20 protein-coding genes and 1 other annotated feature are annotated in these 25,080 nt (G+C 59.2%); of the genes, 13 read left to right on the top strand and 7 right to left on the bottom strand.

What is annotated here, in order from left to right; translation table 11 throughout:
* Positions 1 to 3,618: an urea carboxylase gene (gene uca, locus F3J41_RS10465; RefSeq protein ID WP_166711019.1), complete on the bottom strand. Its 3,618-nt coding sequence runs from the start codon at positions 3,616 to 3,618 to the stop codon at positions 1 to 3.
* Positions 3,619 to 3,620: 2 nt separating this feature from the next.
* Entirely contained in the window at positions 3,621 to 5,417 is a 1,797-nt protein-coding gene (atzF, locus tag F3J41_RS10460; RefSeq protein WP_166711017.1) for an allophanate hydrolase, read from the bottom strand.
* Between the two features lie 256 nt (positions 5,418 to 5,673).
* On the opposite strand from atzF, the gene sltY reads away from it, so the two are divergent.
* Both sltY and trpR read left to right on the top strand, forming a co-directional pair.
* Positions 5,674 to 7,593: a murein transglycosylase gene (gene sltY / locus F3J41_RS10455; RefSeq protein ID WP_058757134.1), complete on the top strand. Its 1,920-nt coding sequence runs from the start codon at positions 5,674 to 5,676 to the stop codon at positions 7,591 to 7,593.
* A gap of 43 nt (positions 7,594 to 7,636) precedes the next feature.
* The gene (gene trpR, locus F3J41_RS10450; protein ID WP_021508685.1) at positions 7,637 to 7,945 is read left to right on the top strand and encodes a trp operon repressor; all 309 of its coding nucleotides are present in this window, start codon (positions 7,637 to 7,639) and stop codon (positions 7,943 to 7,945) included.
* Here the strand turns inward: trpR and yjjX are convergent, their stop codons facing one another.
* Complete coding sequence (gene yjjX / locus F3J41_RS10445; RefSeq protein WP_021508686.1) at positions 7,946 to 8,464, bottom strand: inosine/xanthosine triphosphatase; 519 nt, start codon at positions 8,462 to 8,464, stop codon at positions 7,946 to 7,948.
* Positions 8,465 to 8,515: 51 nt separating this feature from the next.
* On the opposite strand from yjjX, the gene gpmB reads away from it, so the two are divergent.
* Positions 8,516 to 9,163 carry a 2,3-diphosphoglycerate-dependent phosphoglycerate mutase GpmB gene (gene gpmB, locus F3J41_RS10440; protein WP_058781605.1) on the top strand — a complete coding sequence of 216 codons (648 nt, stop codon included), beginning with the start codon at positions 8,516 to 8,518 and terminating at the stop codon, positions 9,161 to 9,163.
* A gap of 249 nt (positions 9,164 to 9,412) precedes the next feature.
* On the opposite strand, the gene robA is transcribed toward gpmB, so the two are convergent.
* Complete coding sequence (gene robA / locus F3J41_RS10435) at positions 9,413 to 10,288, bottom strand: MDR efflux pump AcrAB transcriptional activator RobA (RefSeq protein ID WP_021508651.1); 876 nt, start codon at positions 10,286 to 10,288, stop codon at positions 9,413 to 9,415.
* A 193-nt stretch (positions 10,289 to 10,481) separates the two neighbouring features.
* Between robA and creA the strand changes: the two genes are divergently transcribed.
* Complete coding sequence (creA, locus tag F3J41_RS10430; protein WP_022548913.1) at positions 10,482 to 10,955, top strand: protein CreA; 474 nt, start codon at positions 10,482 to 10,484, stop codon at positions 10,953 to 10,955.
* Positions 10,956 to 11,005: 50 nt separating this feature from the next.
* Here the strand turns inward: creA and arcA are convergent, their stop codons facing one another.
* A complete protein-coding gene (gene arcA, locus F3J41_RS10425; RefSeq protein ID WP_021508652.1) occupies positions 11,006 to 11,722 on the bottom strand; it encodes a two-component system response regulator ArcA in 717 nt (238 codons plus the stop codon).
* A gap of 609 nt (positions 11,723 to 12,331) precedes the next feature.
* On the opposite strand from arcA, the gene F3J41_RS10420 reads away from it, so the two are divergent.
* From F3J41_RS10420 to thrC, 5 genes are all read left to right on the top strand, one after another.
* Positions 12,332 to 13,051 carry a tRNA/rRNA methyltransferase gene (locus F3J41_RS10420; protein ID WP_031279901.1) on the top strand — a complete coding sequence of 240 codons (720 nt, stop codon included), beginning with the start codon at positions 12,332 to 12,334 and terminating at the stop codon, positions 13,049 to 13,051.
* A 171-nt stretch (positions 13,052 to 13,222) separates the two neighbouring features.
* A complete protein-coding gene (thrL, locus tag F3J41_RS23300) occupies positions 13,223 to 13,294 on the top strand; it encodes a thr operon leader peptide (protein ID WP_128601299.1) in 72 nt (23 codons plus the stop codon).
* Positions 13,230 to 13,353: a sequence feature (Thr leader region), on the top strand. Its footprint overlaps the gene before it by 65 nt.
* A gap of 26 nt (positions 13,354 to 13,379) precedes the next feature.
* Positions 13,380 to 15,842: a bifunctional aspartate kinase/homoserine dehydrogenase I gene (gene thrA / locus F3J41_RS10410; RefSeq protein WP_058781607.1), complete on the top strand. Its 2,463-nt coding sequence runs from the start codon at positions 13,380 to 13,382 to the stop codon at positions 15,840 to 15,842.
* A 2-nt stretch (positions 15,843 to 15,844) separates the two neighbouring features.
* Positions 15,845 to 16,774: a homoserine kinase gene (thrB, locus tag F3J41_RS10405; protein ID WP_058776234.1), complete on the top strand. Its 930-nt coding sequence runs from the start codon at positions 15,845 to 15,847 to the stop codon at positions 16,772 to 16,774.
* A gap of 3 nt (positions 16,775 to 16,777) precedes the next feature.
* Positions 16,778 to 18,061, top strand: coding sequence for a threonine synthase (thrC, locus tag F3J41_RS10400; protein WP_166711015.1), 1,284 nt, complete (start codon positions 16,778 to 16,780; stop codon positions 18,059 to 18,061).
* 119 nt (positions 18,062 to 18,180) lie between these two features.
* Here thrC and yaaA read toward each other — a convergent pair whose 3' ends face one another.
* Positions 18,181 to 18,954 carry a peroxide stress protein YaaA gene (gene yaaA, locus F3J41_RS10395; protein ID WP_166711013.1) on the bottom strand — a complete coding sequence of 258 codons (774 nt, stop codon included), beginning with the start codon at positions 18,952 to 18,954 and terminating at the stop codon, positions 18,181 to 18,183.
* A gap of 212 nt (positions 18,955 to 19,166) precedes the next feature.
* On the opposite strand from yaaA, the gene tal reads away from it, so the two are divergent.
* From tal to F3J41_RS10380, 3 genes are all read left to right on the top strand, one after another.
* A complete protein-coding gene (gene tal / locus F3J41_RS10390; protein ID WP_058757131.1) occupies positions 19,167 to 20,120 on the top strand; it encodes a transaldolase in 954 nt (317 codons plus the stop codon).
* Between the two features lie 124 nt (positions 20,121 to 20,244).
* A complete protein-coding gene (gene mog / locus F3J41_RS10385) occupies positions 20,245 to 20,832 on the top strand; it encodes a molybdopterin adenylyltransferase (protein ID WP_058771520.1) in 588 nt (195 codons plus the stop codon).
* A gap of 113 nt (positions 20,833 to 20,945) precedes the next feature.
* Complete coding sequence (locus F3J41_RS10380) at positions 20,946 to 22,256, top strand: MFS transporter (protein WP_058757129.1); 1,311 nt, start codon at positions 20,946 to 20,948, stop codon at positions 22,254 to 22,256.
* A 39-nt stretch (positions 22,257 to 22,295) separates the two neighbouring features.
* Here F3J41_RS10380 and satP read toward each other — a convergent pair whose 3' ends face one another.
* Positions 22,296 to 22,856, bottom strand: a complete 561-nt coding sequence (gene satP / locus F3J41_RS10375) for an acetate uptake transporter (RefSeq protein ID WP_058757128.1) — start codon at positions 22,854 to 22,856, stop codon at positions 22,296 to 22,298.
* A 297-nt stretch (positions 22,857 to 23,153) separates the two neighbouring features.
* Between satP and dnaK the strand changes: the two genes are divergently transcribed.
* Positions 23,154 to 25,064, top strand: a complete 1,911-nt coding sequence (dnaK, locus tag F3J41_RS10370; protein WP_021508662.1) for a molecular chaperone DnaK — start codon at positions 23,154 to 23,156, stop codon at positions 25,062 to 25,064.
* Positions 25,065 to 25,080: the final 16 nt, after the last annotated feature.

Below are 25,080 nucleotides of genomic sequence, written 5' to 3'. Positions count from 1 at the left end.
TTAAGCCAGCCACAGCAGGGTATCGCCCGGACTTACCGGACGGCCCGCCTGGCAGGCAATGCGTTTCACCGTGCCGGCCTGCGGCGCGACAATCGCCAGCTCCATCTTCATCGCTTCAACGATGATCAGCGTCTGACCGGCCTGCACCGTATCGCCCGGCGCAACCAGCACTTTCCAGATGTTGCCGTTCATGTCAGCGCACACCGCCAGCGCATCGTCCTCTGCATCGGCCACCACCAGCGTCTCTTCACTGGTGAGCGGCGCTTCCTGCTCTTCCTGCGCCCACAGCGTGACTTCCTGCTCAAACGCTGCGGCCTGACGTTCACGGAAGGCGCTGATTTCTGGCGCGTTGTCGGCGAGGAACTGCTGATGGGCCGCAAAATCAAACTCGCTCTGCTCGATGCGAATGCGGGCGCGACCGGCGCGGAAATCGTCGCGCAGCTGCGTCAGTTCCGCTTCGCTCACCGGATAGAAACGCACCTGGTCAAAGAAGCGCAGCAGCCAGGGTTCACCGGCGGCAAACTGATCGTTTTGCAGGAACTTGTTCCAGATGGGCAGCGTGCGCCCCACCAGCTGATAGCCGCCCGGTGAATCCATGCCGTAGATGCACATGTACATGCCGCCAATGCCCACCGTGCCTTCGGCGGTAAAGGTGCGCGCCGGGCTGTATTTGGAACTCAGCAGGCGATGGCGCGGATCGATCGGCACCGCGCACGGCGCGCCGAGATAGACATCGCCGAGACCGAGAATCAGATAGCTGGCGGCAAACAGGGTGTCGCGTACCGCTTCGCGGCTCGCCAGTCCATTGATGCGCTGAATGAAGTCAACGTTATTCGGCAGCCACGGCGCGCTGGCGCGAACCGTCTCTTTGTAACGCTCCACCGCGCCGAGCGTGGCGCTGTCTTCAAACGCCATCGGCAGCCAGACGATGCGCGACGGCACTTTCAGCGCGCTGACGTCGCCCAGCCCGGCTTCCAGCTCCAGCAGCAGCGTCATCAGCTGCTGCTGACCGATCACCAGGCTGTCATAGCGCACCTGCAGCGAGCGCACGCCGGGCGACAGCTCTTCGATACCGGGCTCTGCGCGCTGGCGCAGCGCCTGCATCAGCAGGTGTACGCGCAGGCGCAGCGCCAGATCCAGCACGTTATCGCCGTACTCAATCAGCACATATTTGTCGCCCGCCTGGCGGTAGACCGCCGCAGGCGTGGTGGCGGTCGCCGGCAGCGCCGCTAACAGGGTGGCAGAACCGATGTCGCTCGCCGCCAGCGAAGGCACCGCGAAGGCCGGTGCGTGCTGGCTGCGCAGCGTGGTTACGCTGTGCGCCTGGGCTTTCTCCAGCGCGACCGCTTCGTCGGCGCTGATCGGGTGGAAGCGGATGCGATCGCCCGGTTTGACCTGGCCGACTTTCCACAGCTCGGCTTTGGCGATGGTGACCGGGCAGACGAAGCCACCAAGGCTCGGGCCGTCGTGCGTCAGGATCACCGGGAAGTCACCGGTAAAGTTCACCGCGCCGATGGCGTATTCGCAGTCGTGTACGTTTGATGGATGCAGCCCGGCTTCACCGCCGTTAGCGCGCGTCCAGCTGGGTTTAGGCCCGACCAGACGGACGCCCAGCCGGTTGGAGTTGTAATGCACCTGCCAGTCGCTGGCAAAGAACTCATCGATGGCGGCCTGGGTGAAGAAATCCGGTGCGCCGTGCGGGCCGTACAGCACGCCAATGCGCCATTCGCTGCCGTAGTGCGGCACCAGCGCGCGATCCAGCGCTTCAGGTTCGCTGACCGGGGCTGGCGTGGTGCAGGCGGCGAGCGCCGGCTGGGAGATCGGCAGCATGTCGGCGACGCGCAGCGTGCGTCCGGCGTGGCCGCCAAACTGGCCCAGCGAGAAGGTGGCGCGGCTACCAAGATACTCCGGCACATCGAAACCATTACGCACCGCTAAATAGGTGCGACAGCCGCTCTGCGCGCGGCCCAGCGTCAGGGTTTGTCCGGCTTTCACCGCCACCGGCTGCCAGTAGTTGACCGCGCTGCCGTCGAGATCGGCCGGACAGTCGGCACCGGTCAGCGCAATCAGCGCATCGCTGTGGAAACGCAGCGTCGGGCCCTGCAGGGTGAACTCCAGTCCGGCGGCGCTGGCGTGGTTGCCGACGATACGGTTGGCCAGGCGGAAGGCGAAGTCATCCATCGGGCCGGACGGCGGCACGCCGATGTCCCAGTAGCCCAGGCGGCCGGGAAAGTCCTGAATGCTGCTGAACGTGCCCGGCTGCAGCACTTCGATGACGCTGGCCGCCGGCGTAAAGCCGTCAAGGAAGCGCGTCCAGACGTTGCCGCTGCGGAAGGCGTCGGTCGCCACGATCTGACGCAGATAATCGAGATTGGTGGCGATGCCGTGCAGTTGGGTAGCGTCGAGCGCCTGCTGCAGCTTCGCCAGCGCGGCGTCGCGCGTTTCGCCATGCACGATCAGTTTGGCCACCATCGGATCGTAAAACGCCGTCACTTCGCTGCCGGTCTCGATCCAGCCGTCGACGCGCACCGCCGGCGGGAAGCTGACGTGGGTTAACACGCCCGGGCTCGGCTGGAAGTTTTTCAGCGGATCTTCGGCGTACAGCCGCACCTCAATTGATGCGCCGTGCGGTGCCTGCTGCAGACGATCCCAGTCGATGGCATCGTCCGCCGCCACCTGCAGCATGCACTCCACCAGGTCAAGGCCGGTGACGCACTCGGTCACCGGATGCTCCATCTGCAGGCGGGTGTTCACTTCGAGGAAATAAAACGCGTCCTGCGCGGCGTCATAGATATACTCCACGGTGCCGGCGCTGCGGTAATTAACCAGCTCGCCCAGCCGCACCGCTGAAGCCAGCAGCGCTTCACGCGTGGCCTGCGGCAGATTAGGGGCCGGCGTCTCTTCCACCACCTTCTGATTGCGGCGCTGCAGCGAACAGTCGCGTTCGCCCAGCGCAATCACCTTGCCCTTGCCGTCGCCAAAAATCTGCACTTCCACATGACGCGCACGATCGATGCAGCGTTCAAGAAACACGCCGGCATCGCTGAAAAACTGCTCGCCCAGACGGCGCACGCTCTCCCACGCGTTCTCCAGGGCCGTGGCGTCGGCACAGCGGGTCAGACCGATGCCGCCACCGCCAGCGGTGCTTTTCAGCATCACCGGATAGCCAATGTCTTCCGCCGCGCTGAGTGCGTCCTGCAGCGAACTGAGCAGCGGCGTGCCCGGCGTCATCGGCACGCCGGCGCTGGCCGCCAGTTCACGGGCGCGATGCTTGAGACCGAATTCGCCGATCTGCTGTGCGGTCGGGCCGACAAACGCGATGCCGGCCTCTTCGCAGGCGGCGGCAAACGGCAGGCTCTCGGAGAGAAAACCGTAGCCGGGCCAGATGGCCTGCGCGCCACTTTGCTGCGCGGCGGCCAGAATTTTGTCGATGCGCAGATAGCTGTCGCTGGCTTTGTCACCGCCAAGGGCGATGGCCACATCGGCTTCGGTAACGTGACGCGCGTTGCGGTCGGCATCCGAATAGACCGCCACGCTGGTTACGCCGAGGCGCTTCAGGGTGCGGATGGCACGACAGGCGATTTCGCCACGGTTAGCAATCAGAACGGTGCTGAACATGATTAGTGATTCCCCTGTGACGTCAGCCAGTTGCGCCAGCCGCCGAATTCAGTGATTTCCAGCGCCTGCGTCAGCGCTGCCGGTTCGCAGATAAAGCCTTTCACGATGCGTCCATCCGCCAGCGTCAGCGAACCGATGCCGAGCGGCGCCGGGATTTCCGCGACGAATTCGCCAAAGCGCGCCAGCGGGATGTCCCACAGTTCGACGGTGATGGCGGCACCGCTGTCGCCGCGCAGCAGGCCGGGCTTTTTGATCGGGCCATCAAGCAGGGCGAACAGGCGATAGTGGCTGGCGGTTTGCGTCTCTTCGACCCACACCGCCTGACGCGTGGTGAGCTGGAAATTCAGCGGCATGCCGGTGAGATGGGCACCGACCACCGCCACGCGCACGTGGTCAGGCGACGGCGGCAGCGCGGCGGGCTGCGGCGGCAGCGCTTTGCCGGTGGCCCCGAGCGGCAGCGCCAGCTGCTGCTGCCAGCGCAGGCCAAACGTCGCCAGCGCGCGGTCGTGCCACGCCGGGGCGATCAGCGTGATGCCCGCGGGCAGCCCATCGGCGCGGAACGGGCCAGGCAGCGCCAGCGCGCTGAGGTCGGCCAGGTTCGTGAAGTTGGTATAGGTGCCGAACTGCGAGTTGTAGTGCACCGGCTCCTGCTGCATTTCTTCCAGCGTATGAATGGTGGGCGAGGTCGGCACTACCAGCGCATCGAACCGGGCCAGCGTCTGCTGGATCTGGCGCGTCAGTTCGGCACGCAGGTATTCGGCCTGATACGCCTCGACGGCGCTGTACTGGCGGCCGCTGCTGACGATGCCGTACACCACCGGATCCATCTCTTCCGGGCGGTCGAGCATCTCGCCGACCGCCACGGTGCGCTCGGCGACCCACGGGCCGTAATAGAGCTGCTCTGCCAGCTGATGGAAAGGGGCGAAGTCGATAGGGTGCAGCGTCGCACCGCTCGCCGTGAGCTGCTCCAGCGCGCTGAGCCACGCCGCTTCCGCCTGCTGGTCACCGTAAAACTGCGGCGCGGCAGGGATCGCCAGCGAGGGCTGCGGCTGGAAACTGGCCGGTGCGCTGCGTGGCGACTGGCGCGCGTAGGCATCATCGGCGTCGTAGCCGCCCGCGATGCTGGCGACGCTAAAGGCATCGGCAACCGTCAGGGCGAACACCGAGATGGTGTCATTGAGACGGCAGGCCGGTACCACGCCGCTGGCCGAGAACCAGCCTTTGGTCGGCTTCAGCCCGACGATATTGTTAAAACCTGCCGGCACGCGGCCGGAGCCGGCGGTATCGGTGCCGAGCGAGAAGCCGACCAGGCCGCGCGCCAGCACGGACGCGGAGCCGGAGCTGGAACCGCCGCTGACGTAGGCCGGGTTAAAGGTGTTGCTCACCGCGCCATACGGCGAGCGGGTGCCAACCAGACCGGTCGCGTACTGATCGAGGTTGGTTTTACCGATGACGATAGCGCCTGCCGCTTTCAGCCTGGCCACCACGAAGGCATCGGCTGCGGCCTGATACGTCAGCGCCGGGCAGGCGGCGGTGGTCGGCCAGCCTGCCACGTCGATGTTGTCTTTGACGGCAAACGGCACGCCAAACAGCGGCAGCGCGGCCGAATTGCGCTGATACGCCGCCAGCAGCGGTTCAACCTGCGCCAGTAGCTGGGCCGGCGAAGCGAGGTACAGCCAGGCATTATCCTGGTTATCGAGTGCGTCGAGATGTGCGGCCAGCAGTGCAGGGATCTGCTGTGCATCCTGCTGTGCGCAACGTTGCCAATCCTGAAGCGTAAAACCGAAGGTCGATGCCATGAGTGAATTCCAGCTGGTATACAAGATGGCATTCAACAGAGCAAAGCACGTGCCAGAGTTGTAACTGAATGAAAACGCATAGCTATTTGATGGGTAATAAGTTTTTGTGATGATTATTTGCACAATTGCGGCGCAGGCGCTGAACAATCACGGTGCGCCTGGGTAAATTTTGTGAAGAACGTGGCAAGAGCCGGTTGGCCTGGTTAGCATGAAGGGAGTCCGGCATAAGCTGGAGCGCAGCAATGAGGAGAGCGGAGTGGAGAAGTGGCGTAACTGGATGATAGGGATCTGTCTGGTCAGCACGGCCGGCAGCGTGTGGGCCGATTCGCTGGATCAGCAACGACAGCGCTATGCGCAGATCAAACAGGCCTGGGACAACAAACAGATGGACCAGGTTGAGCAGCTGATGCCAACGCTGCAGGATTATCCGCTCTATCCGTACCTGCAGTACCGCCTGCTGGCGCAGGATCTCGATCAGGAGACCGGGCTGGCGGTGAAAAACTTTATTCAGCAGTATCCGACGCTGCCGCCGGCGCGTTCGCTGCAGACGCGCTTTGTTAACGTGCTGGCGCACCGCCAGGACTGGCCGGGCGTGCTCAGCTTCAGCCCGGATGAGCCGAAGCCGGTGCAGGCGCGCTGTAACTGGTACTACGCTAAATGGGCGACCGGCCAGCAGCAGGCGGCGTTTGACGGGGCCAAAGCCATCTGGCTGCGCGGGACCGCGTTACCGAACGACTGCGATAAGCTGTTCTCGGTGTGGCAGGCTTCAGGGCAGCTGTCGCCGATCACTATCCTCGAACGCATCCGCCTGGCGATGAAAGCCGGCAACGACAGCCTGGTTAATTATCTGGCGAAAATGCTGCCGGCGGATTATCAAACCACCGCCAGCGCGCTGATTGCGCTGCAGCAGAATCCCCAGACCGTCACCACCTTTGCCAGCACCCTCGGCCCGACCGACTTTACCCGCATGGCCACCAGCTACGCCTTTGCCCGCGTGGCGCGTCAGGATATGGACAACGCGCGCATGATGATCCCGCAGCTGGTTCAGGCGCAGAAGATGAGCCCGGCGGAAGAGCAGGATCTGAAAGAGACGGTGGTGTGGCGCATGATGGGTGCCGATCTCACCTCGGAGCAGGCGCGCTGGCGCGATGCGGTGGTGATGAACAGCGAATCCACCGCGCTGATTGAGCGGCGCGTGCGGCTGGCGCTGAGTGAAAACGACCGTCGCGGCCTGAACACCTGGATTGCCCGTCTGCCGGTGGAAGCCAAAGAGAAAGATGAGTGGCAGTACTGGCAGGCCGATTTACTGATGGCGCAGGGGCGCAAAGAGGAAGCGGAAGAGATTCTGCGTAAGCTGATGCAGCAGCGCGGTTTCTATCCGATGGTGGCGGCGCAGCGGCTGGGCGTAGAGTATCCGCTGCAGGTGGATCAGGCGCCGGCGGCGGACAATAGCGTGGTGCAGGGGCCGGAGATGGCGCGCGTGCGCGAGCTGATGTACTGGGGACTGGATAACCTGGCGCGCAGCGAGTGGGCCAACCTGATCAGCAGCAAAACCCGTACCCAGCAGCAGATGCTGGCGCGCTACGCCAACGAGCAGGACTGGTGGGATCTTAGCGTGCAGGCTACCATCACCGCGAAAATGTGGGATAGCCTGAAAGAGCGTTTCCCGCTGGCGTGGCGCAATCTGTATCAGCAATACACCAGCGATAAAGGCATCACGCCAAGCTACGCCATGGCGATTTCCCGTCAGGAGAGCGCGTGGAACCCGAAAGCGCGCTCACCGGTTGGTGCCAGTGGCCTGATGCAGGTGATGCCGGGCACCGCCAGCCATACCGTGAAGATGTATAACATTCCGGGTTACGTTAACAGCAGCCAGCTGCTCGATCCGCAGACCAATATTCAGATTGGTACGCAGTATCTGGAGTATGTCTATCAGCAGTTTGGTCAGAACCGCATCTTCTCTTCTGCCGCCTATAATGCCGGCCCGGGGCGGGTGCGCAGCTGGCTGAATACCAGCGGCGGCAAACTGGATGCGGTGGCGTTTATCGAAACCATTCCCTTCTCGGAAACCCGCGGCTACGTGAAAAACGTGCTGGCCTACGATGCCTATTACCGCTACTTCATGGGCAAGCCGGATAAGATTCTCGCCGACGGCGAGTGGAATCGCCGTTACTGACTGTGTTATGCTTCCGTACTCGTTAATGAGTACGGAAGCCTTCATGAGCCAACCCCTCTCCCCGCAGCCGGTTGAAGACAACTGGCTGCGTTTCATCGACCTGATGCACAACGCGTTTTCCGATGACGTAGCGCTGCCCTTGCTGCAGCTGATGATGACGCCGGATGAGCGCGAAGCCTTAGGCACGCGCCTGCGCATTATCGAAGCGTTGATCAACGGTGATATCAGTCAGCGCGAGCTGAAAAACGAATTGGGCGTCGGGATTGCCACCATCACCCGCGGATCCAATAGTCTGAAAGAGGCGCCGCCCGAGCTGAAACGCTGGCTGGAAGCGCGCCTCGGGCGCAGCTGATTACTGCTGATACAGCGGGTGAGTGAATGGACAGAGCGCCAGAATCAGGGCCTGATGATAGACACTGGAGCGGCTCAGCAGACCGTGGGTGAAGGCGCCAATCGCACCGCCCTTGTGTTTGATATTCTCCACGCCGGTTAAGCGCGCCATTTCGTCACCGAGCTCATGCCCGGCAGCCAGACCGGCCATCACCACCGGCGGCAGCGTAAAGCTGGCAGAGCGGGATTCACCGCGCTGCTGCGCATTCTCCACCACCATCCAGGCAAAGGCGCAGTCGCCTTCGATGCCGGCTTCAATCGCCACCCAGTAATCCGCCTGTGGCCGCACATGACGCGCGTTCGCCACGCGCTGGCGTGCGCCAGTTCGCGTTTCGGCATCGCTTAAGGGCTGCGCGGCGACGCCGCTCTCGACCTCGACCCCTTCAATATGGCAGGATCCTTCGCCGAAAACGTCGTTGAACGCCTGAGCAATTGCGCGGATTTTTGCCGGATTGATGGTGGCTGCGACAACATGGTACATAATTACCTGAACCCTCAAGACAAATTTGTCGCAGTATAACGGAAATTAAGCATGTTACAGGTCTATCTTGTTCGTCACGGTGAAACGGTTTGGAATGCGGCCCGACGCATTCAGGGGCAGTCCGACAGTCCGCTGACGGATAAAGGTGAGCAGCAGGCGCATCAGGTGGGCGAGCGCGTGAAATCGCTGGGCATTACTCACGTGATTGCCAGCGATTTAGGACGTACCCGGCGCACCGCGGAGATTATTGCTGATGCCTGCGGTTGTAAGGTGACGCTCGATGCCCGCCTGCGCGAGCTCAATATGGGCTGTCTGGAGCAGCGTCCGCTCGACGGCCTGACGGCGGAAGAGGAGAGCTGGCGTAAAGCGCTGGTGGATGGCACCGAAGGCGGCCGGATTCCGGGCGGCGAGTCGATGGAAGAGATGGCGACGCGCATGCATGCCGCGCTCAACGCCTGTCTCGATCTGCCGGCGGGTAGCCGTCCGCTGCTGGTGAGCCACGGCATGGCGCTGGGCGTGCTGGTGAGTACTATTCTCGGGCTGCCGGCCCATGCGGAGCGCCGTTTGCGTCTGCGTAACTGCTCGATTTCGCGCGTCGATCATCAGCAAAGCGCCTGGCTCGCCGCCGGCTGGGTGGTGGAGACGGCCGGTGATGTGTCGCATCTGGATGCCCCGGCGCTGGATGAGCTGCAGCGTTAAGCGCGGTAGCGCACGGCGCAGAATGGCCGCGTATCGGTGCGCATGAATGCGCACCCTACGGGGTGCACGGGCAATACGCATCGGCGACAAACGGTAGGGGTTGTTGCTGCGGTTGAATCGGTGCGTATAAATGATCGCATATCGGTGCGCATGAATGCGCACCCTACGGGAGCATGGGCAATGCGCATCGGCGACAAACGGTGATGCTTCTGTAGGGTCGCCATTCATGGCGACCATCGACAACGCCCGTTACTGCTGCGGACGAATCGGAATCAGATATTCGCAGCGAATCTCCATTGGCGGCTCGCTGCGCTTCTTGCCACCGTGCGTATAGAAGCGCTCAATATCCTGGCCCTGACGGCGCACCAGGCCGAGGGTCGGCATACAGGTGCCGTACAGCAGCAGAATAAACTCCTGCAGCGCAGTGCGCGGTCCCTGATAGCTGAACTGCACATAATCCCCGGCTTCCAGAATCACGCTCTGGTTTGACTGCATGCTCAGCGCCTGCTGGTCGGCCGGCACCGCCGTGGTGTACAGAATCTCCTGCTCATCATCCTTCTCATGGCTGGCGCGTACCTGATGCAGGCCGTACAGCACCGGCGGCACGGTATCAGTCTCCAGCAGGAACTGCTTCCAGAAGTGGATGCGCATCTCGTCGCGGTAGCTGGAGATCTGCTCCAGCGTACAGGTATAGCTTTGCGTTTGCCCCACCAGCACCGTTTCCGGCAGCGTGACGAACTGCGCTTGCGGCATCGGGTAATCATCGAGGCGAATCGGCGGGCGAATGCCGTACGAATTCCACTCCGACGAGCGGCGATACCACGCAGGTGTCTGATTGAACTGCTTTTTAAACGCGCGGGTAAAGGTTTGCTGCGAATCGAAGCGATACTGGAGCGCAATGTCGAGGATCGGCCGGCTGGTGAGACGCAGCGCGACGGCGGCCTTGGACAGCCGGCGGGCGCGGATATACGCGCCGATGGCGTGGCCAGTAACTTCCTTGAACATTCGCTGCAGGTGCCACTTGGAATAGCCCGCTTTTAGCGCAACGTTATCGAGCGAAAGGGGTTGATCCAGATGGCTTTCCAGCCAGACAAGCAAATCGCGAATGATACCGGCTTGGTCCATAAAACATCCTCATAACTCTCTGGTGGCGCAACGATGAAGTCACCGAATAGTAGCACGAATTGCACAACGGCGCGGGGGTGGTTTGCCAGTTAACTGTGCTACATCAATGCGGGTTGAAACCCGTTAGGTTTGGTTCTCGGTTCGATTAACAGTACATTACATTCACATCTATTCCGTTTGCAATGGTAACTCAATGACAATAGCTCGCAATCTTATAGTCACGCTGGCAACATTTATGTTGAGTCAGAGCGTGCTGGCCGAGGAGATCGGCTCCGTTGACACCGTATTCAAGATGTTTGGCCCCGATCATAAGATCGTGGTGGAAGCCTTCGATGACCCCGACGTTAAAAATGTAACCTGTTATATCAGCCGGGCAAAAACCGGCGGTATTAAGGGCGGACTGGGTCTGGCGGAAGATACTTCCGACGCGGCCATCTCCTGTCAGCAGGTGGGACCGATAGAGCTTAGCGATAAAATCGCGCAGGGCAAGGCGCAGGGTGAAGTGGTGTTCCGCAAACGCACTTCGCTGGTGTTTAAAAAGCTGCAGGTGGTGCGCTTCTTTGACCAGAAACGTCATGCGCTGGTGTACCTGAGCTATTCGGATAAAGTAGTTGATGGCTCACCGAAAAATGCGCTGAGCGCGGTGCCGATTATGCCGTGGCACTGAGCCGATAAAAAAACGCCCTGACGGGCGTTTTTTTGTTTCGCGACGGACGCTTAATCCTGCAGCTCGCCGCAGAAGCGGTAGCCTTCGCCGTGGATAGTGGCGATGATTTCCGGCGTATCCGGCGTAGACTCAAAGTGTTTGCGGATGCGGCGAATGGTGACATCCACCGTGCGGTCATGCGGCTTCAGCTCGCGACCGGTCATCTTCTTCAGCAGGTCAGCACGCGTCTGGATTTTGCCGGGGTTTTCACAGAAGTGCAGCATGGCGCGGAACTCACTGCGCGGCAGCTTGTACTGATCGCCGTTCGGGCTGATCAGCGAGCGGCTGTTAATATCCAGTTCCCAGCCGTTGAAGCGATAGCTCTCGACCTGACGGCGCTCTTCGCTCGGCATCGCCAGATTCATGGTACGCGACAGCAGGTTGCGCGCACGAATCGTCAGCTCACGTGGATTAAATGGCTTGGTGATGTAGTCGTCGGCACCGATCTCCAGACCGAGGATTTTATCCACTTCATTATCACGGCCAGTGAGGAACATCAGGGCGACGTTAGCCTGTTCGCGCAGTTCACGTGCCAGCAGTAAACCGTTTTTGCCTGGCAGGTTGATATCCATAATCACCAGATTGACGTCGTTATCGGTCAAAACCTGATGCATCTCGGCGCCGTCGGTGGCTTCATAGACCACGTAACCTTCGGCCTCAAAAATACTTTTGAGGGTGTTACGCGTGACCAGTTCGTCTTCAACGATAAGAATGTGCGGGGTCTGCATGTTTCGCTACCTAAAATTTGCCAACAAATCGAAAACAGGGCGTACGGCGGTTGCCATAACTGTTCCACTGAACAGTGGGCCGTTCGCAACCGGTGTACGAAATGATCTTCGGAATACACCATCCATCTACGTCAACTTCAGTGTTAGCTCAGCCAGTCAGGATGAATATTTGCGTGCCCCGTGGGTATCGGACTGGCGCTTATCCTAACCGTATTAACAGCAACCTAACAGCACCAACAACAACCGATAAGCATAAAAACAACGCTTCGTTGACTTATATCAAATGCAAGTGTAGCACGTTAACACTTTTATGAAAAACTTCTACTGGAATGCCAGCTTAGCTCACAAAAAGCAGCATTTTCGCTACATTTCAGCTGCATCAGCGCAAAAGTAAAGCCTGCAGGTAATAACTTTTCAATTGTATGAAAAATAATGTTTTAATATGGGTTTAGCGCATAAATTTTGCTTACTACGCATAATTACGCCTGCCCGGCATTTTTGCCCTGTTTTAACATCCTTAACATCTTATTTTCTCAGGCCCGTGCGGTTGGTATTTTGTCGCCTGCATGCCAACATAGGTCGGGTTATTAACCGTTCGATGGAAAAATCATGCATTTCCCCCTGATCCTTGTCTCACCCGCTCGCCCGGAGAATATCGGCGCGGCCGCCCGCGCCATGAAAACCATGGGATTTAGCGAGTTGCGTATTGTCGCCAGTGACGCCTGGCAGGATCCGGCCGCGCGGCGTGTGGCCCACGGCGCCGGTGAGATTCTTGACCACGTGAAAACCTATGACACGCTGAGCGCCGCGCTGGCGGATGTCGATTTTTCCGTGGCCACTACCGCCCGCAGCCGGGCGAAGTTTCGCTATTACGCCACGCCGGCGCAGGTCGAAACCATCCTGCAGGAGAAGCGTCAGTGGCTGAACCGCATCGCGCTGGTGTTTGGCCGTGAAGACAGCGGGCTGACTAATGAGGAGCTGGAACAGGTCGATCTGCTGACCGGCATTCCGATGGCGCAGGACTATCCTTCGCTGAATCTCGGCCAGGCGGTGATGGTGTACTGCTATCAGCTGTCGGCGCTGCATCAGGTGGCAGCCGCGCCGGTTGAGGCGGCTAACGCGCAGCAGCTGCAGGCGCTGCGCCAGCGCTTTCATCAGCTGCTGGTGACGCTGGAAGTCAGCAATGATGCCAAGCTGGCGGACTGGATCGATCAGCGCATCGGTCTGCTGGAGCAGCGCGACAGCGCCATGCTGCACCGTTTGCTGCACGACGTAGAAAAAAAACTTATAGATAATTGCTCGGGAAAACCGGCTCCGGACAGTGAGTGATCGGGCGTCTGTGACGCTGTCTGAACGATCGCAATCCGTTTCGGCGTCTGCGGCGCAGCACTGCGCAGCAGCACCATTCGGGTGCAAAGACAAATTCGTTGACTTAACGTGCGCTTTGCTTTACTTCTGGAAGGCAGACGGACAAGACAAAGACAGACAGAAAAAATCTCAATGCGTAACCACAGCCTGAACACCACCATTATTATTACCACCACCATTACCACAGGTAACGGTGCGGGCTGACGCATACAGGAAAAACAAAAGAAAGAAGCCCGCACCTCAACAGTGCGGGCTTTTTTTTCGGCAAAAATTCAGGAGAGCTTCAATCATGCGAGTGCTGAAATTCGGCGGAACCTCGGTAGCTAATGCGGAACGTTTTCTCCGCGTGGCAGATATTCTGGAAAGCAATGCGCAACAGGGACAGGTTGCCACCGTGCTCTCTGCGCCAGCGAAAATTACCAATCATCTGGTAGCGATGATTGAGAAAACCATCAGCGGTCAGGATGCACTGCCGAATATCAGCGATGCCGAACGCATTTTTGCCGAACTGCTGCAGGGGCTGGCCGACGCTCAGCCTGGTTTCGATTACGATGGCCTGAAAACCCGCGTTGAGCTGGAGTTTGCGCAGCTGAAACAGGTGCTGCACGGCATCAGCCTGCTGGGTCAGTGCCCGGATGCCGTGAACGCCGCCATTATCTGTCGTGGTGAGAAGCTGTCGATTGCCATCATGGAAGCGCTGCTGCAGGCGCGCGGCCACAAAGTGACGGTGATCGACCCGGTCGAAAAACTGCTGGCGGTGGGCCACTATCTTGAATCGACCGTGGATATTGCCGAATCCACCCGGCGTATCGCGGCCAGCCAGATCCCAACCGATCACATGATCCTGATGGCGGGCTTCACCGCCGGCAATGAGAAGGGCGAGCTGGTGGTGCTGGGGCGCAACGGCTCCGACTACTCGGCGGCCGTGCTGGCGGCGTGTCTGCGCGCGGACTGCTGTGAAATCTGGACCGATGTTGATGGCGTTTACACCTGCGATCCGCGTCAGGTGCCGGATGCGCGTCTGCTGAAGTCGATGTCCTATCAGGAGGCGATGGAGCTCTCCTACTTTGGCGCCAAAGTGCTGCACCCGCGCACCATCGCGCCGATTGCCCAGTTCCAGATTCCGTGCTTAATCAAAAATACCGCCAATCCTCAGGCGCCGGGCACTTTGATTGGCGGCGAAGGCGAAGTGGATGAAAATCCGGTAAAAGGCATCACCAATCTGAATAACATGGCGATGTTTAACGTCTCCGGTCCGGGCATGAAAGGGATGGTGGGCATGGCGGCGCGCGTGTTTGCCGCGATGTCGCGCACCGGCATTTCTGTGGTGCTGATTACCCAATCCTCTTCCGAATACAGCATCAGCTTCTGCGTGCCGCAGAGCGAGCAGGCGCGCGCGCGTCGCGTACTGGAAGAGGAATTCTACCTCGAACTGAAAGATGGCCTGCTCGATCCGCTCGACGTGCTGGAGCAGCTGGCGGTGATTTCGGTGGTGGGCGACGGCATGCGCACGCTGCGCGGCATCTCCGCTAAATTCTTCTCGGCGCTGGCACGCGCCAACATCAATATCGTGGCGATTGCGCAGGGTTCCTCTGAGCGCTCCATCTCCGTCGTGGTCAGCAACGATGACGTCACCACCGGCGTGCGCGTGGTGCATCAGATGCTGTTCGCCACCGATCAGGTGATCGAAGTGTTTGTGGTGGGCGTCGGCGGCGTCGGCGGCGCGCTGCTTGAGCAACTGCACCGTCAGCAGGCGTGGCTGAAGGGCAAGCATATCGATCTGCGCGTGTGCGGCATCGCCAATTCGCATGCGCTGCTGACCAACGTGCACGGCATCGACCTCAGCAACTGGAAGGCGGCGCTGGCGGAAGCCAAAGAGCCGTTTAACCTCGGCCGGCTGATTCGTCTGGTGAAAGAGTACCATCTGCTCAACCCGGTGATCGTCGACTGTACCTCCAGCCAGGCGGTGGCCGATCAGTACGCAGACTTCCTCGCCGAAGGTTTCCACGTGGTCACGCCGAATAAAAAGGCCAATACCTCGTCGTGGAATTACTACCAGCAGATGCGTGCGGCGGCGGCGAAATCGCGCCGTAAGTTCCTTTACGACACCAACGTCGGTGCCGGTCTGCCGGTGATTGAAAACCTGCAGAACCTGCTGAACGCCGGCGATGAGCTGATCAAATTCTCCGGCATCCTGTCGGGCTCGCTGTCGTTTATCTTTGGCAAGCTGGATGAGGGCGTGACGCTGTCCGAAGCTACCCGCATGGCGCGCGAGCTGGGCTTTACCGAGCCGGATCCGCGTGACGACCTGTCCGGTACTGACGTGGCGCGTAAACTGCTGATTCTGGCGCGTGAGGCGGGTCATCAGCTGGAGCTGAGCGACATCGACATCGAACCGCTGCTGCCCGCCAGCCTGACGGAGATCGCCGATGTCGATCAGTTTATGGCGCGGCTGCCGGAGCTGGACAACGCCTTTGCCGCGCGCGTTGCCAAAGCGCGTGATGAGGGTAAAGTGTTACGCTTCGTCGGCGCGATTGAAGAGGGCGGCGCCTGCAAAGTTAAAATCGATGCGGTGGACGGCAACGATCCGCTGTACAAAGTGAAGAACGGCGAAAACGCACTGGCGTTTTACAGCCGCTATTATCAGCCGATCCCGCTGGTTCTGCGCGGATATGGCGCGGGGAATGATGTCACCGCGGCGGGTGTGTTTGCCGATCTGCTGCGCACGCTGACGTGGAAGTTGGGAGTTTAATGATGGTAAAAATTTATGCACCGGCCTCGATAGGTAACGTCAGCGTCGGCTTTGATGTGCTGGGCGCGGCGGTTTCGCCGGTGGATGGCTCGCTGCTGGGCGACTGCGTGTCGGTCGAAGCGGCAGAGCAGTTTAGCCTGCAGAATAAAGGGCGCTTTGTCAGCAAACTGCCCGCCGATCCGCAGGACAACATCGTTTACCAGTGCTGGCAGCGCTTTTGCCAGGCGATTGGTAAAGACGTTCCGGTGGCGATGACGCTGGAGAAAAACATGCCGATTGGTTCAGGCCTCGGTTCCAGCGCCTGCTCGGTGGTGGCCGGCCTGATGGCGATGAATGAGTTCTGCGGCCAGCCGCTTAACGACACCGAGCTGCTGGCGCTGATGGGCGAGCTGGAAGGGCGCATCTCCGGCAGCGTGCACTATGACAACGTCGCGCCGTGCTTCCTCGGCGGCGTACAGCTGATGATTGAAGAGAACGGGATCATCAGCCAGGAGGTGCCGTGCTTTGATGACTGGCTGTGGGTAATGGCTTATCCGGGCATCAAAGTCTCCACGGCGGAAGCACGCGCCATCCTGCCGGCGCAGTATCGCAAGCAGGATGCCATCAAACATGGTCGTCTGCTGGCCGGCTTTATTCACGCCTGCCACACCCGTCAGCCGCTGCTGGCGGCTAAACTGATGCAGGATGTGATCGCCGAGCCGTATCGCACCAAACTGCTGCCGGGCTTTGCTGAGGCGCGGCAGGCGGCCAGCGACATTGGCGCGCTGGCCTGCGGTATTTCGGGCTCTGGCCCGACACTTTTCGCCGTTTGCAACGAGATGGCAACGGCACAGCGGATGGCAGACTGGCTGAGCCAGCACTATCTGCAGAATGAGGAAGGCTTCGTCCATATCTGCCGTCTTGATACGGCTGGCGCACGTAAACTGGGATAACGCATGAAACTCTACAACCTTAAGGATCATAACGAGCAGGTTAGCTTCGCGCAGGCCGTGAAACAGGGCCTCGGCTCGCAGCAGGGGCTGTTTTTCCCGCTGGAACTGCCGGAATTCGAGCTGACCGACATTGATGCGATGCTGGAGATGGATTTCGTCAGCCGCAGCAGCAAGATTCTCTCTGCTTACATCGGCGATGAAATTGCCGCGCACCAGCTGGCCGAGCGCGTGAAGAACGCCTTTGCTTTCCCGGCACCGGTGAGCCAGGTGAGCGACGATGTGGCCTGCCTCGAACTGTTCCACGGTCCGACGCTGGCGTTTAAAGATTTCGGCGGGCGCTTTATGGCGCAGATGCTGTCGTACGTGTCTGGCGCGGATGAGCAGATCACCATTCTGACCGCGACCTCCGGCGATACCGGCGCAGCGGTAGCGCACGCGTTCTACGGCATGGAAAACGTGCGCGTGGTCATCCTGTATCCGCAGGGTAAAATCAGTCCGCTGCAGGAGAAGCTGTTCTGTACGCTGGGCGGCAACATTGAAACCATCGCGATCGATGGCGACTTCGATGCCTGCCAGGCGCTGGTTAAGCAGGCGTTTGATGACGAAGAGCTGAAGAAAGCCATCGGCCTGAATTCGGCTAACTCCATCAATATCAGCCGTCTGCTGGCACAGATTTGCTATTACTTCGAGGCGGTGGCGCAGCTGCCGCAGGAAAAACGTAATCAGCTGGTGGTGTCGGTGCCAAGCGGTAACTTTGGCGATCTCACGGCCGGCCTGCTGGCGAAATCGCTCGGTCTGCCGATCAAGCGTTTTATCGCCGCGACCAACGCCAACGATACCGTGCCGCGCTTCCTTGCCGACGGTCAGTGGCAGCCGAACGCGACCGTAGCAACGCTGTCGAACGCGATGGATGTCAGCCAGCCTAACAACTGGCCGCGTGTGGAAGAGCTGTTCCGCCGCAAAACCTGGCGCCTGACCGATCTGGCCTACGGCGCGGTGTCGGATGAGACCACCAAAGCCACCATGCGCGAGCTGGCAGAGCTGGGTTACCTGTCAGAACCGCACGCGGCGATTGCCTATCGTCTGCTGCGCGATCAGCTGCAGGAAGGGGAGTTTGGCCTGTTCCTCGGCACCGCGCATCCGGCGAAGTTTAAGGAGAGCGTGGAAGAGATTCTCAGCCAGCCGCTGCCGCTGCCGGAAGCACTGGCCGCGCGCGCCGATTTGCCGCTGCTGTCGCATGCCATGAAGGCGGATTTCGCCGCGCTGCGGGCGTTTTTGCTGAAGTAAATACCCAACGGGCCGGTCACATCGGCCCGTTATGCATTTTTCTGGCGGCGCGATTTAACGCGCGGGTTTTTAACAGACGCGCATTAATTTGCGCTGCTACGATTCAGGTGAAACTGGCGTTATTGCTCGCGGCGCTTAAATACCAGCTCGTTACCCTTACTCTCCGCCGCATCAAAGAAATAACCGTCAACATCAAACTTCTTCAGCTGCGTCGGCTTCGTCAGGCGCTTCTCAATCACGTAACGGCTCATCAGGCCACGCGCCTTCTTGGCGTAGAAACTGATCACCTTGAACTTACCGTTTTTCTCATCGAGGAACACCGGCTTAACCAGCTCGGCATTCAGCTGCTTCGGCTTGATGGCTTTGAAATACTCATCGGAGGCGAGGTTGATCAGCACGTCATCGCCCTGTTCCGCCAGCGCGTCGTTGAGTTTTTGCGTCAGCAGGTCGCCCCAGAAGCTGTAGAGATCTTTGCCGGCCGGATTCGCCAGTTTGATGCCCATCTCTAAGCGGTACGGCTGCATCAAATCCAGCGGGCGCAGCAGGCCATACAGGCCCGAAAGCATACGCAGGTGTTTTTGGGCAAAATCAAAGTCGGCTTCGCTGAAGGTCTCTGCCTGCAAACCGGTATAAACATCACCTTTGAAGGCCAGAATTGCCTGCCGCGCATTATCGGGTGAGAAGGGCGGCTGCCACTGGCTGAAACGGTCGGCGTTGAGGTGCGCCAGTTTGTCGCTGATGCCCATCAGCGAAGCGATTTGCGCCGGAGAAAGATCGCGCGCCACGTCAATCAGCTGCTGTGATTTTTCTAACAGCGCCGGTTGGGTAAACCGTGAGGTTGCCAGCGGGCTTTCATAATCCAGTGTCTTGGCTGGCGAGATAACTATCAGCATTGTGTCTGTCCTCGTTGACCCGCTGTTTTCAGGGGATAGATGGGAAAAATGTCGCGACGAGTTTAGCAAAAAAGCTGCACGGATCGGCAAATCGCTCCCATTTGTTAGCGCTATCGTAAAGGGCACGCGGCGATGTTGCGCCGCTTAGCCTGCGTGATATTATCGCAACAGCCTTTTACACCCTGACAGTCAACTTAAGAGAAAAGAGAACCATGACGGACAAACTTACTTCCTTGCGTCAGCTGACTACTGTGGTCGCCGACACCGGTGATATCGCGGCAATGAAACTCTACCAACCGCAGGATGCCACCACTAACCCTTCTTTGATCCTCAACGCTGCGCAAATCCCTGAATACCGCAAACTGATTGACGAAGCCATTAGCTGGGCACGTCAGCAGAGCAGCAACAAAGAAGAGCAGCTGGCGCTGGTTTCTGACAAGCTGGCCGTCAACATTGGTCTGGAAATTCTCAAACTGATCCCGGGACGTATCTCTACTGAAGTTGACGCGCGTCTCTCTTACGACACCGAAGCGAGCATCGCGAAAGCACGCAGCCTGATCAAGCTGTACAACGATGCCGGCATCAGCAACGATCGTATCCTGATCAAACTGGCCTCAACCTGGCAGGGCATCCGCGCGGCGGAGCAGCTAGAGAAAGAAGGCATCAACTGTAACCTGACGCTGCTGTTCTCCTTCGCCCAGGCGCGTGCCTGTGCCGAAGCGGGCGTGTTCCTGATTTCGCCATTTGTTGGCCGTATCCTCGACTGGTACAAGCAGAACACCGACAAGAAAGAGTACGCAGCGCATGAAGATCCAGGCGTGGTATCCGTGTCTGAGATCTACAACTACTACAAGCAGCACGGCTATGAAACCGTGGTGATGGGCGCCAGCTTCCGTAACGTCGGCGAAATCATTGAGCTGGCCGGTTGCGACCGCCTGACTATCTCCCCAGGCCTGCTGAAAGAGCTGGCCGAGAGCGAAGGCAGCGTAGAGCGTAAACTGAGCTACAGCGGCGAAGTGAAAGCGCGTCCGGCTAAAATGACCGAAGCGGAATTCCTGTGGCAGCACAACCAGGATCCAATGGCGGTGACCAAACTGGCCGAAGGTATCCGCAACTTTGCCATCGACCAGGGCAAACTTGAGAAGATGATCGCCGAACTGCTGTAAGGTGATATGCCGTGGCGGCTGCCGGTCGCCACGGTTTTCGCGTTTCCCTCGCTGATGCTTTGTATTATCCTTTCTGCCATTCCCCTTTTTCTCACCGCCCCGCGGTCAACACAGCGATAACTCTATGGATACTTTACGTATTGGCTTAATTTCCGTGTCCGATCGGGCCGCTAACGGCATCTATCAGGATCAGGGCATTCCGGCGCTGGAAAGCTGGCTTAGCGCTGCGCTGGCGACACCGTTTGAGATTGAAACCCGCCTGGTTCCGGATGAACAGCCGATGATTGAGCAGGCGATTTGCGAGCTGGTCGATGAACGTTTTTGCCACCTGGTGCTGACCACCGGCGGTACCGGTCCGGCCCGGCGCGACGTCACGCCGGATGCGACCTTAGCGGTAGCCGACCGCGAGATGCCCGGCTTTGGCGAGCAGATGCGGCAGATCAGCCTGCAGTTTGTGCCGACCGCGATTCTGTCACGCCAGGTGGGCGTGATCCGCAAGCAGTCGCTGATCCTCAATCTGCCGGGACAGCCGAAATCGATTAAAGAGACGCTGGAAGGGTTGAAAGCGGATGACGGTACGGTGAAAGTGCCAGGGATTTTCGCGGCTGTACCCTATTGTTTACAGCTGCTGGAAGGGCCTTACGTCGAAACCCACCCGGAGGTGGTAGCAGCTTTTCGGCCGAAAAGCGCACGGCGTGAGACAAACGTCTGAAAATTGCCGTTTTCAGGCATAAAATGCAGAGTGACTGGTGTGGCAAAATATTGACGGTATAGTAACCGCAGCTTTACAACTATACTGACATGGCCTCTGGATACCGCACTCTTATGGATTCGCTGACAACGCGTCGACTCAACCGCCAGGACTACAAAACCCTGGCGCTGGCTGCCCTGGGCGGGGCGCTGGAATTCTACGATTTTATCATCTTCGTCTTCTTCGCTGCGGTGATTGGCGAGCTGTTCTTTCCGCCAGACATCCCGGAATGGCTGCGTCAGGTGCAGACGTTTGCCATCTTCGCCGCCGGTTATCTGGCGCGTCCGCTGGGCGGCATCATCATGGCGCACTTTGGCGACAAAGTTGGGCGTAAGAAGATGTTCAGCCTGAGTATTCTGCTGATGGCGCTGCCGACGCTGGCGATGGGCGCGCTGCCCACCTACGCCAGCATTGGCATTGCCGCACCGTTACTGATGCTGCTGATGCGCGTATTGCAGGGCGCGGCCATTGGCGGCGAGGTGCCGGGCGCGTGGGTGTTTGTTGCGGAGCATGTGCCGGAGAAGCGTATCGGTTTTGCCTGCGGCACGCTGACTGCAGGCTTAACCGCCGGCATTCTGCTCGGGTCGCTGGTGGCGACGGTGCTGAATACTTCGCTCTCGCCGGCGGCGATACGCGATCACGGCTGGCGCATTCCTTTCTTCCTCGGCGGCCTGTTTGGCCTGCTAGCGATGTATCTGCGTCGCTGGCTGCATGAAACCCCGGTATTTCGTCAGATGCAGCAGCGCAAAGCGCTGGCGGAAAAGCTGCCGCTACAAACCATTCTTGCCAGCCATAAGCGCGGCATTGCGGTGTCGATGCTGCTTACCTGGCTATTATCAGCCTGTATTGTGGTGGTGATCCTGATGGCGCCGACACTGATGCAGAAGCAGCATGGCGTGCCGGCGGCGCTCAGTCTGCAGGCCAACAGTTTCGCGACCGTAATGCTGCTGATCGGCTGCGTGCTGGCGGGCTGGATTGTCGATCGCTACGGTGCGGCGCGTACCTTACTGATTGGTTCGCTGCTGCTGGCGCTGTGCAGCTGGAGCTTTTTCCAGCAGCTTGGCGGCACGCCGCAGATGCTGTTCATCTGGTACGGTCTGGCGGGACTGAGCGTGGGCGTGGTCGGCGTGGTGCCGTTTGTTATGGTGCGGGCGTTTCCGGCGGCGGTGCGCTTCACCGGCATTTCCTTCTCTTACAACGTGTCGTACGCCATCTTTGGCGGCCTGACGCCGATCAGTGTGACGCTAATGATGTCGCTGACGCCGATGGCGCCGGCCTGGTACGTGCTGGCGCTGGCGCTGATCGGCATGCTGGTGGCGCTGTGGTTATGGCATGACAGCCGCCAGGCTAATGCGCAGCTGGATGTCTCGCTGCATTCATCGTAATGGCAGCGCGCGGAGCGGCACGGCTCCGCGCGCAGTTGATCACTCGCCAATCGGCAACACGCTGCGCTCAAACTTCTCGTTCAGCACTTCGCCCATCGCCAGATAAAAGGCGCTGGCACCACAGACGATGCCCACCCAGCCGGCGATGCGCAGCAGCGCCGCGTGATCCAGCAGATGGCCGATAGCCAGCAGCGCAAACAGCAGCGTCAGGCTGGCAAACACAAACTGCAGCACTTTTGCAGCCCGCAGCGTGCCAAAGAACAGAAACAGCGTGAAGAGGCCCCACAGCGCCAGATAAGCGCCGAGGAAATGGCCATCGGCGGCGGCGGCCAGTCCCATTTTTGGCAGCAGCAGAATCGCCACCAGCGTCAGCCAGAAGCTGCCGTACGAGGTAAAGGCGGTCAGGCCGAAGGTGTTGCCTTTTTTATACTCCAGCAGCCCGGCAAGGATTTGCGCGATGCCGCCGTAAAAGAGGCCCATCGCCAGGATAATCACATCCATTTCAAACAGACCGGTGTTGTGTAAGTTGAGCAGGATGGTGGTCATACCAAAACCCATCAGGCCCAGTGGGGCGGGATTCGCCAGCGTGGTGTTGCCCATAATTCCTCAGCAGCAGCGTTATTGTTTATTGGTTTAACGCCCGCGCCAATAGCGGTGGGGCGCGGGGCGCTGCATCATAATCAGGTGGCTTTTACCGCACTTTGATCTCACGCGGTAAGAGAATCTAAATTTTTTTTAGTTTTAACCCTTGATGCGCTTCGAAGCGGCCCCATTTAGTTGTCATCAAGCATTGTGAGGCAGCAAAAAAATCTGCCGCAGCAGTTGAAAGTGGTCAGCGTGACCGCATCTCTGCTTCACAACCCAATTTGGCAAAGAATTTAAGTGGGAGACGTTTAGATGGGTAAGATTATTGGTATTGACCTGGGTACAACCAACTCATGTGTGGCGATTATGGACGGTGGCAAAGCACGCGTGCTTGAAAACGCCGAAGGCGATCGCACCACACCGTCAATCATTGCATATACCGGGGATGGCGAAACTCTGGTCGGTCAACCGGCTAAACGTCAGGCGGTGACCAACCCGCAGAACACCCTGTTTGCAATCAAGCGCCTGATCGGTCGTCGTTTCCAGGACGAAGAAGTGCAGCGTGATATCAAAATCATGCCGTACAAAATCATCGGTTCTGACAACGGTGACGCATGGCTGGATGTGAAAGGCCAGAAAATGGCACCGCCGCAGATCTCTGCAGAAGTGCTGAAAAAAATGAAGAAAACCGCGGAAGATTTCCTCGGTGAGCCGGTAACCGAAGCGGTTATCACCGTTCCAGCTTACTTCAACGATGCGCAGCGTCAGGCGACCAAAGACGCCGGCCGTATCGCGGGTCTGGACGTAAAACGTATCATCAACGAACCGACCGCAGCGGCACTGGCGTACGGCCTAGATAAAGGTCAGGGTAACCGCACCATCGCGGTATATGACCTGGGTGGCGGTACCTTCGATATCTCTATCATTGAGATCGACGAAGTCGACGGCGAGAAAACCTTTGAAGTACTGGCGACCAACGGTGATACCCACCTGGGTGGTGAAGACTTCGACAGCCGTCTGATCAACTACCTGGTTGCCGAATTCAAGAAAGATCAGGGCATCGATCTGCACAACGATCCGCTGGCGATGCAGCGCCTGAAAGAAGCGGCAGAGAAAGCGAAAATCGAGCTCTCTTCTGCGCAGCAGACCGACGTTAACCTGCCGTACATCACGGCGGATGCGACTGGTCCTAAGCACCTGAACATTAAAGTGACCCGCGCGAAGCTGGAATCACTGGTGGAAGATCTGGTTACTCGTTCAATTGAGCCGCTGAAAGTGGCGCTGAACGACGCTGGCCTGTCGGTTTCTGACATCAACGACGTGATCCTGGTTGGTGGTCAGACGCGTATGCCAATGGTGCAGGCGAAAGTGGCGGAGTTCTTCGGTAAAGAGCCACGTAAAGACGTGAACCCGGACGAAGCAGTCGCTGTGGGTGCTGCGGTACAGGGCGGCGTGCTGGCCGGTGAAGTAAAAGACGTTCTGCTGCTGGACGTGACCCCGCTGTCGCTGGGTATCGAAACCATGGGTGGCGTGATGACGTCGCTGATCAGCAAGAACACCACGATCCCAACCAAGCACAGCCAGGTGTTCTCGACTGCTGAAGACAACCAGTCTGCCGTGACCATTCACGTGCTGCAGGGTGAGCGTAAGCGTTCGGCGGATAACAAATCGCTGGGCCAGTTTAACCTCGACGGTATTCAGCCTGCGCCGCGCGGTATGCCACAGATCGAAGTGACCTTCGACATCGATGCTGACGGTATTCTGCACGTGTCTGCGAAGGACAAAAACAGCGGTAAAGAGCAGAAGATCACCATCAAAGCTTCTTCTGGCCTGAACGAGGAAGAGATCGAAAAAATGGTTCGTGACGCGGAAGCTAACGCCGAGTCAGACCGTAAATTCGAAGAGCTGGTGCAGACGCGTAACCAGGGCGACCAGATTGCGCACAGCACGCGTAAGCAGCTGGACGAAGCCGGTGACAAACTGTCAGCGGAAGACAAAGCACCGATCGAGTCTGCCCTGAACGAGCTGAACACCGCGCTGAAAGGCGAAGATAAAGCAGAAATCGAAGCCAAAATGCAGGCGCTGATGGAAGTGTCCAGCAAGCTGATGGAACTGGCGCAGCAGCAGGCTCAGGCCGGCGCAGCGGATGCCGGCGACGCTTCGGCGAAGAAAGATGACGACGTTGTCGACGCTGAATTCGAAGAAGTGAAAGATAAAAAATAATTGCCCCTGACCGGGC

This window comes from Pantoea sp. Ap-870, assembly GCF_011752515.1.
Taxonomy (GTDB): Bacteria; Pseudomonadota; Gammaproteobacteria; order Enterobacterales; family Enterobacteriaceae; genus Pantoea; species Pantoea dispersa.
The sequence above is the reverse complement of the archived record's forward strand: the minus strand, read 5'-3'. Positions and strand labels throughout refer to the sequence as shown.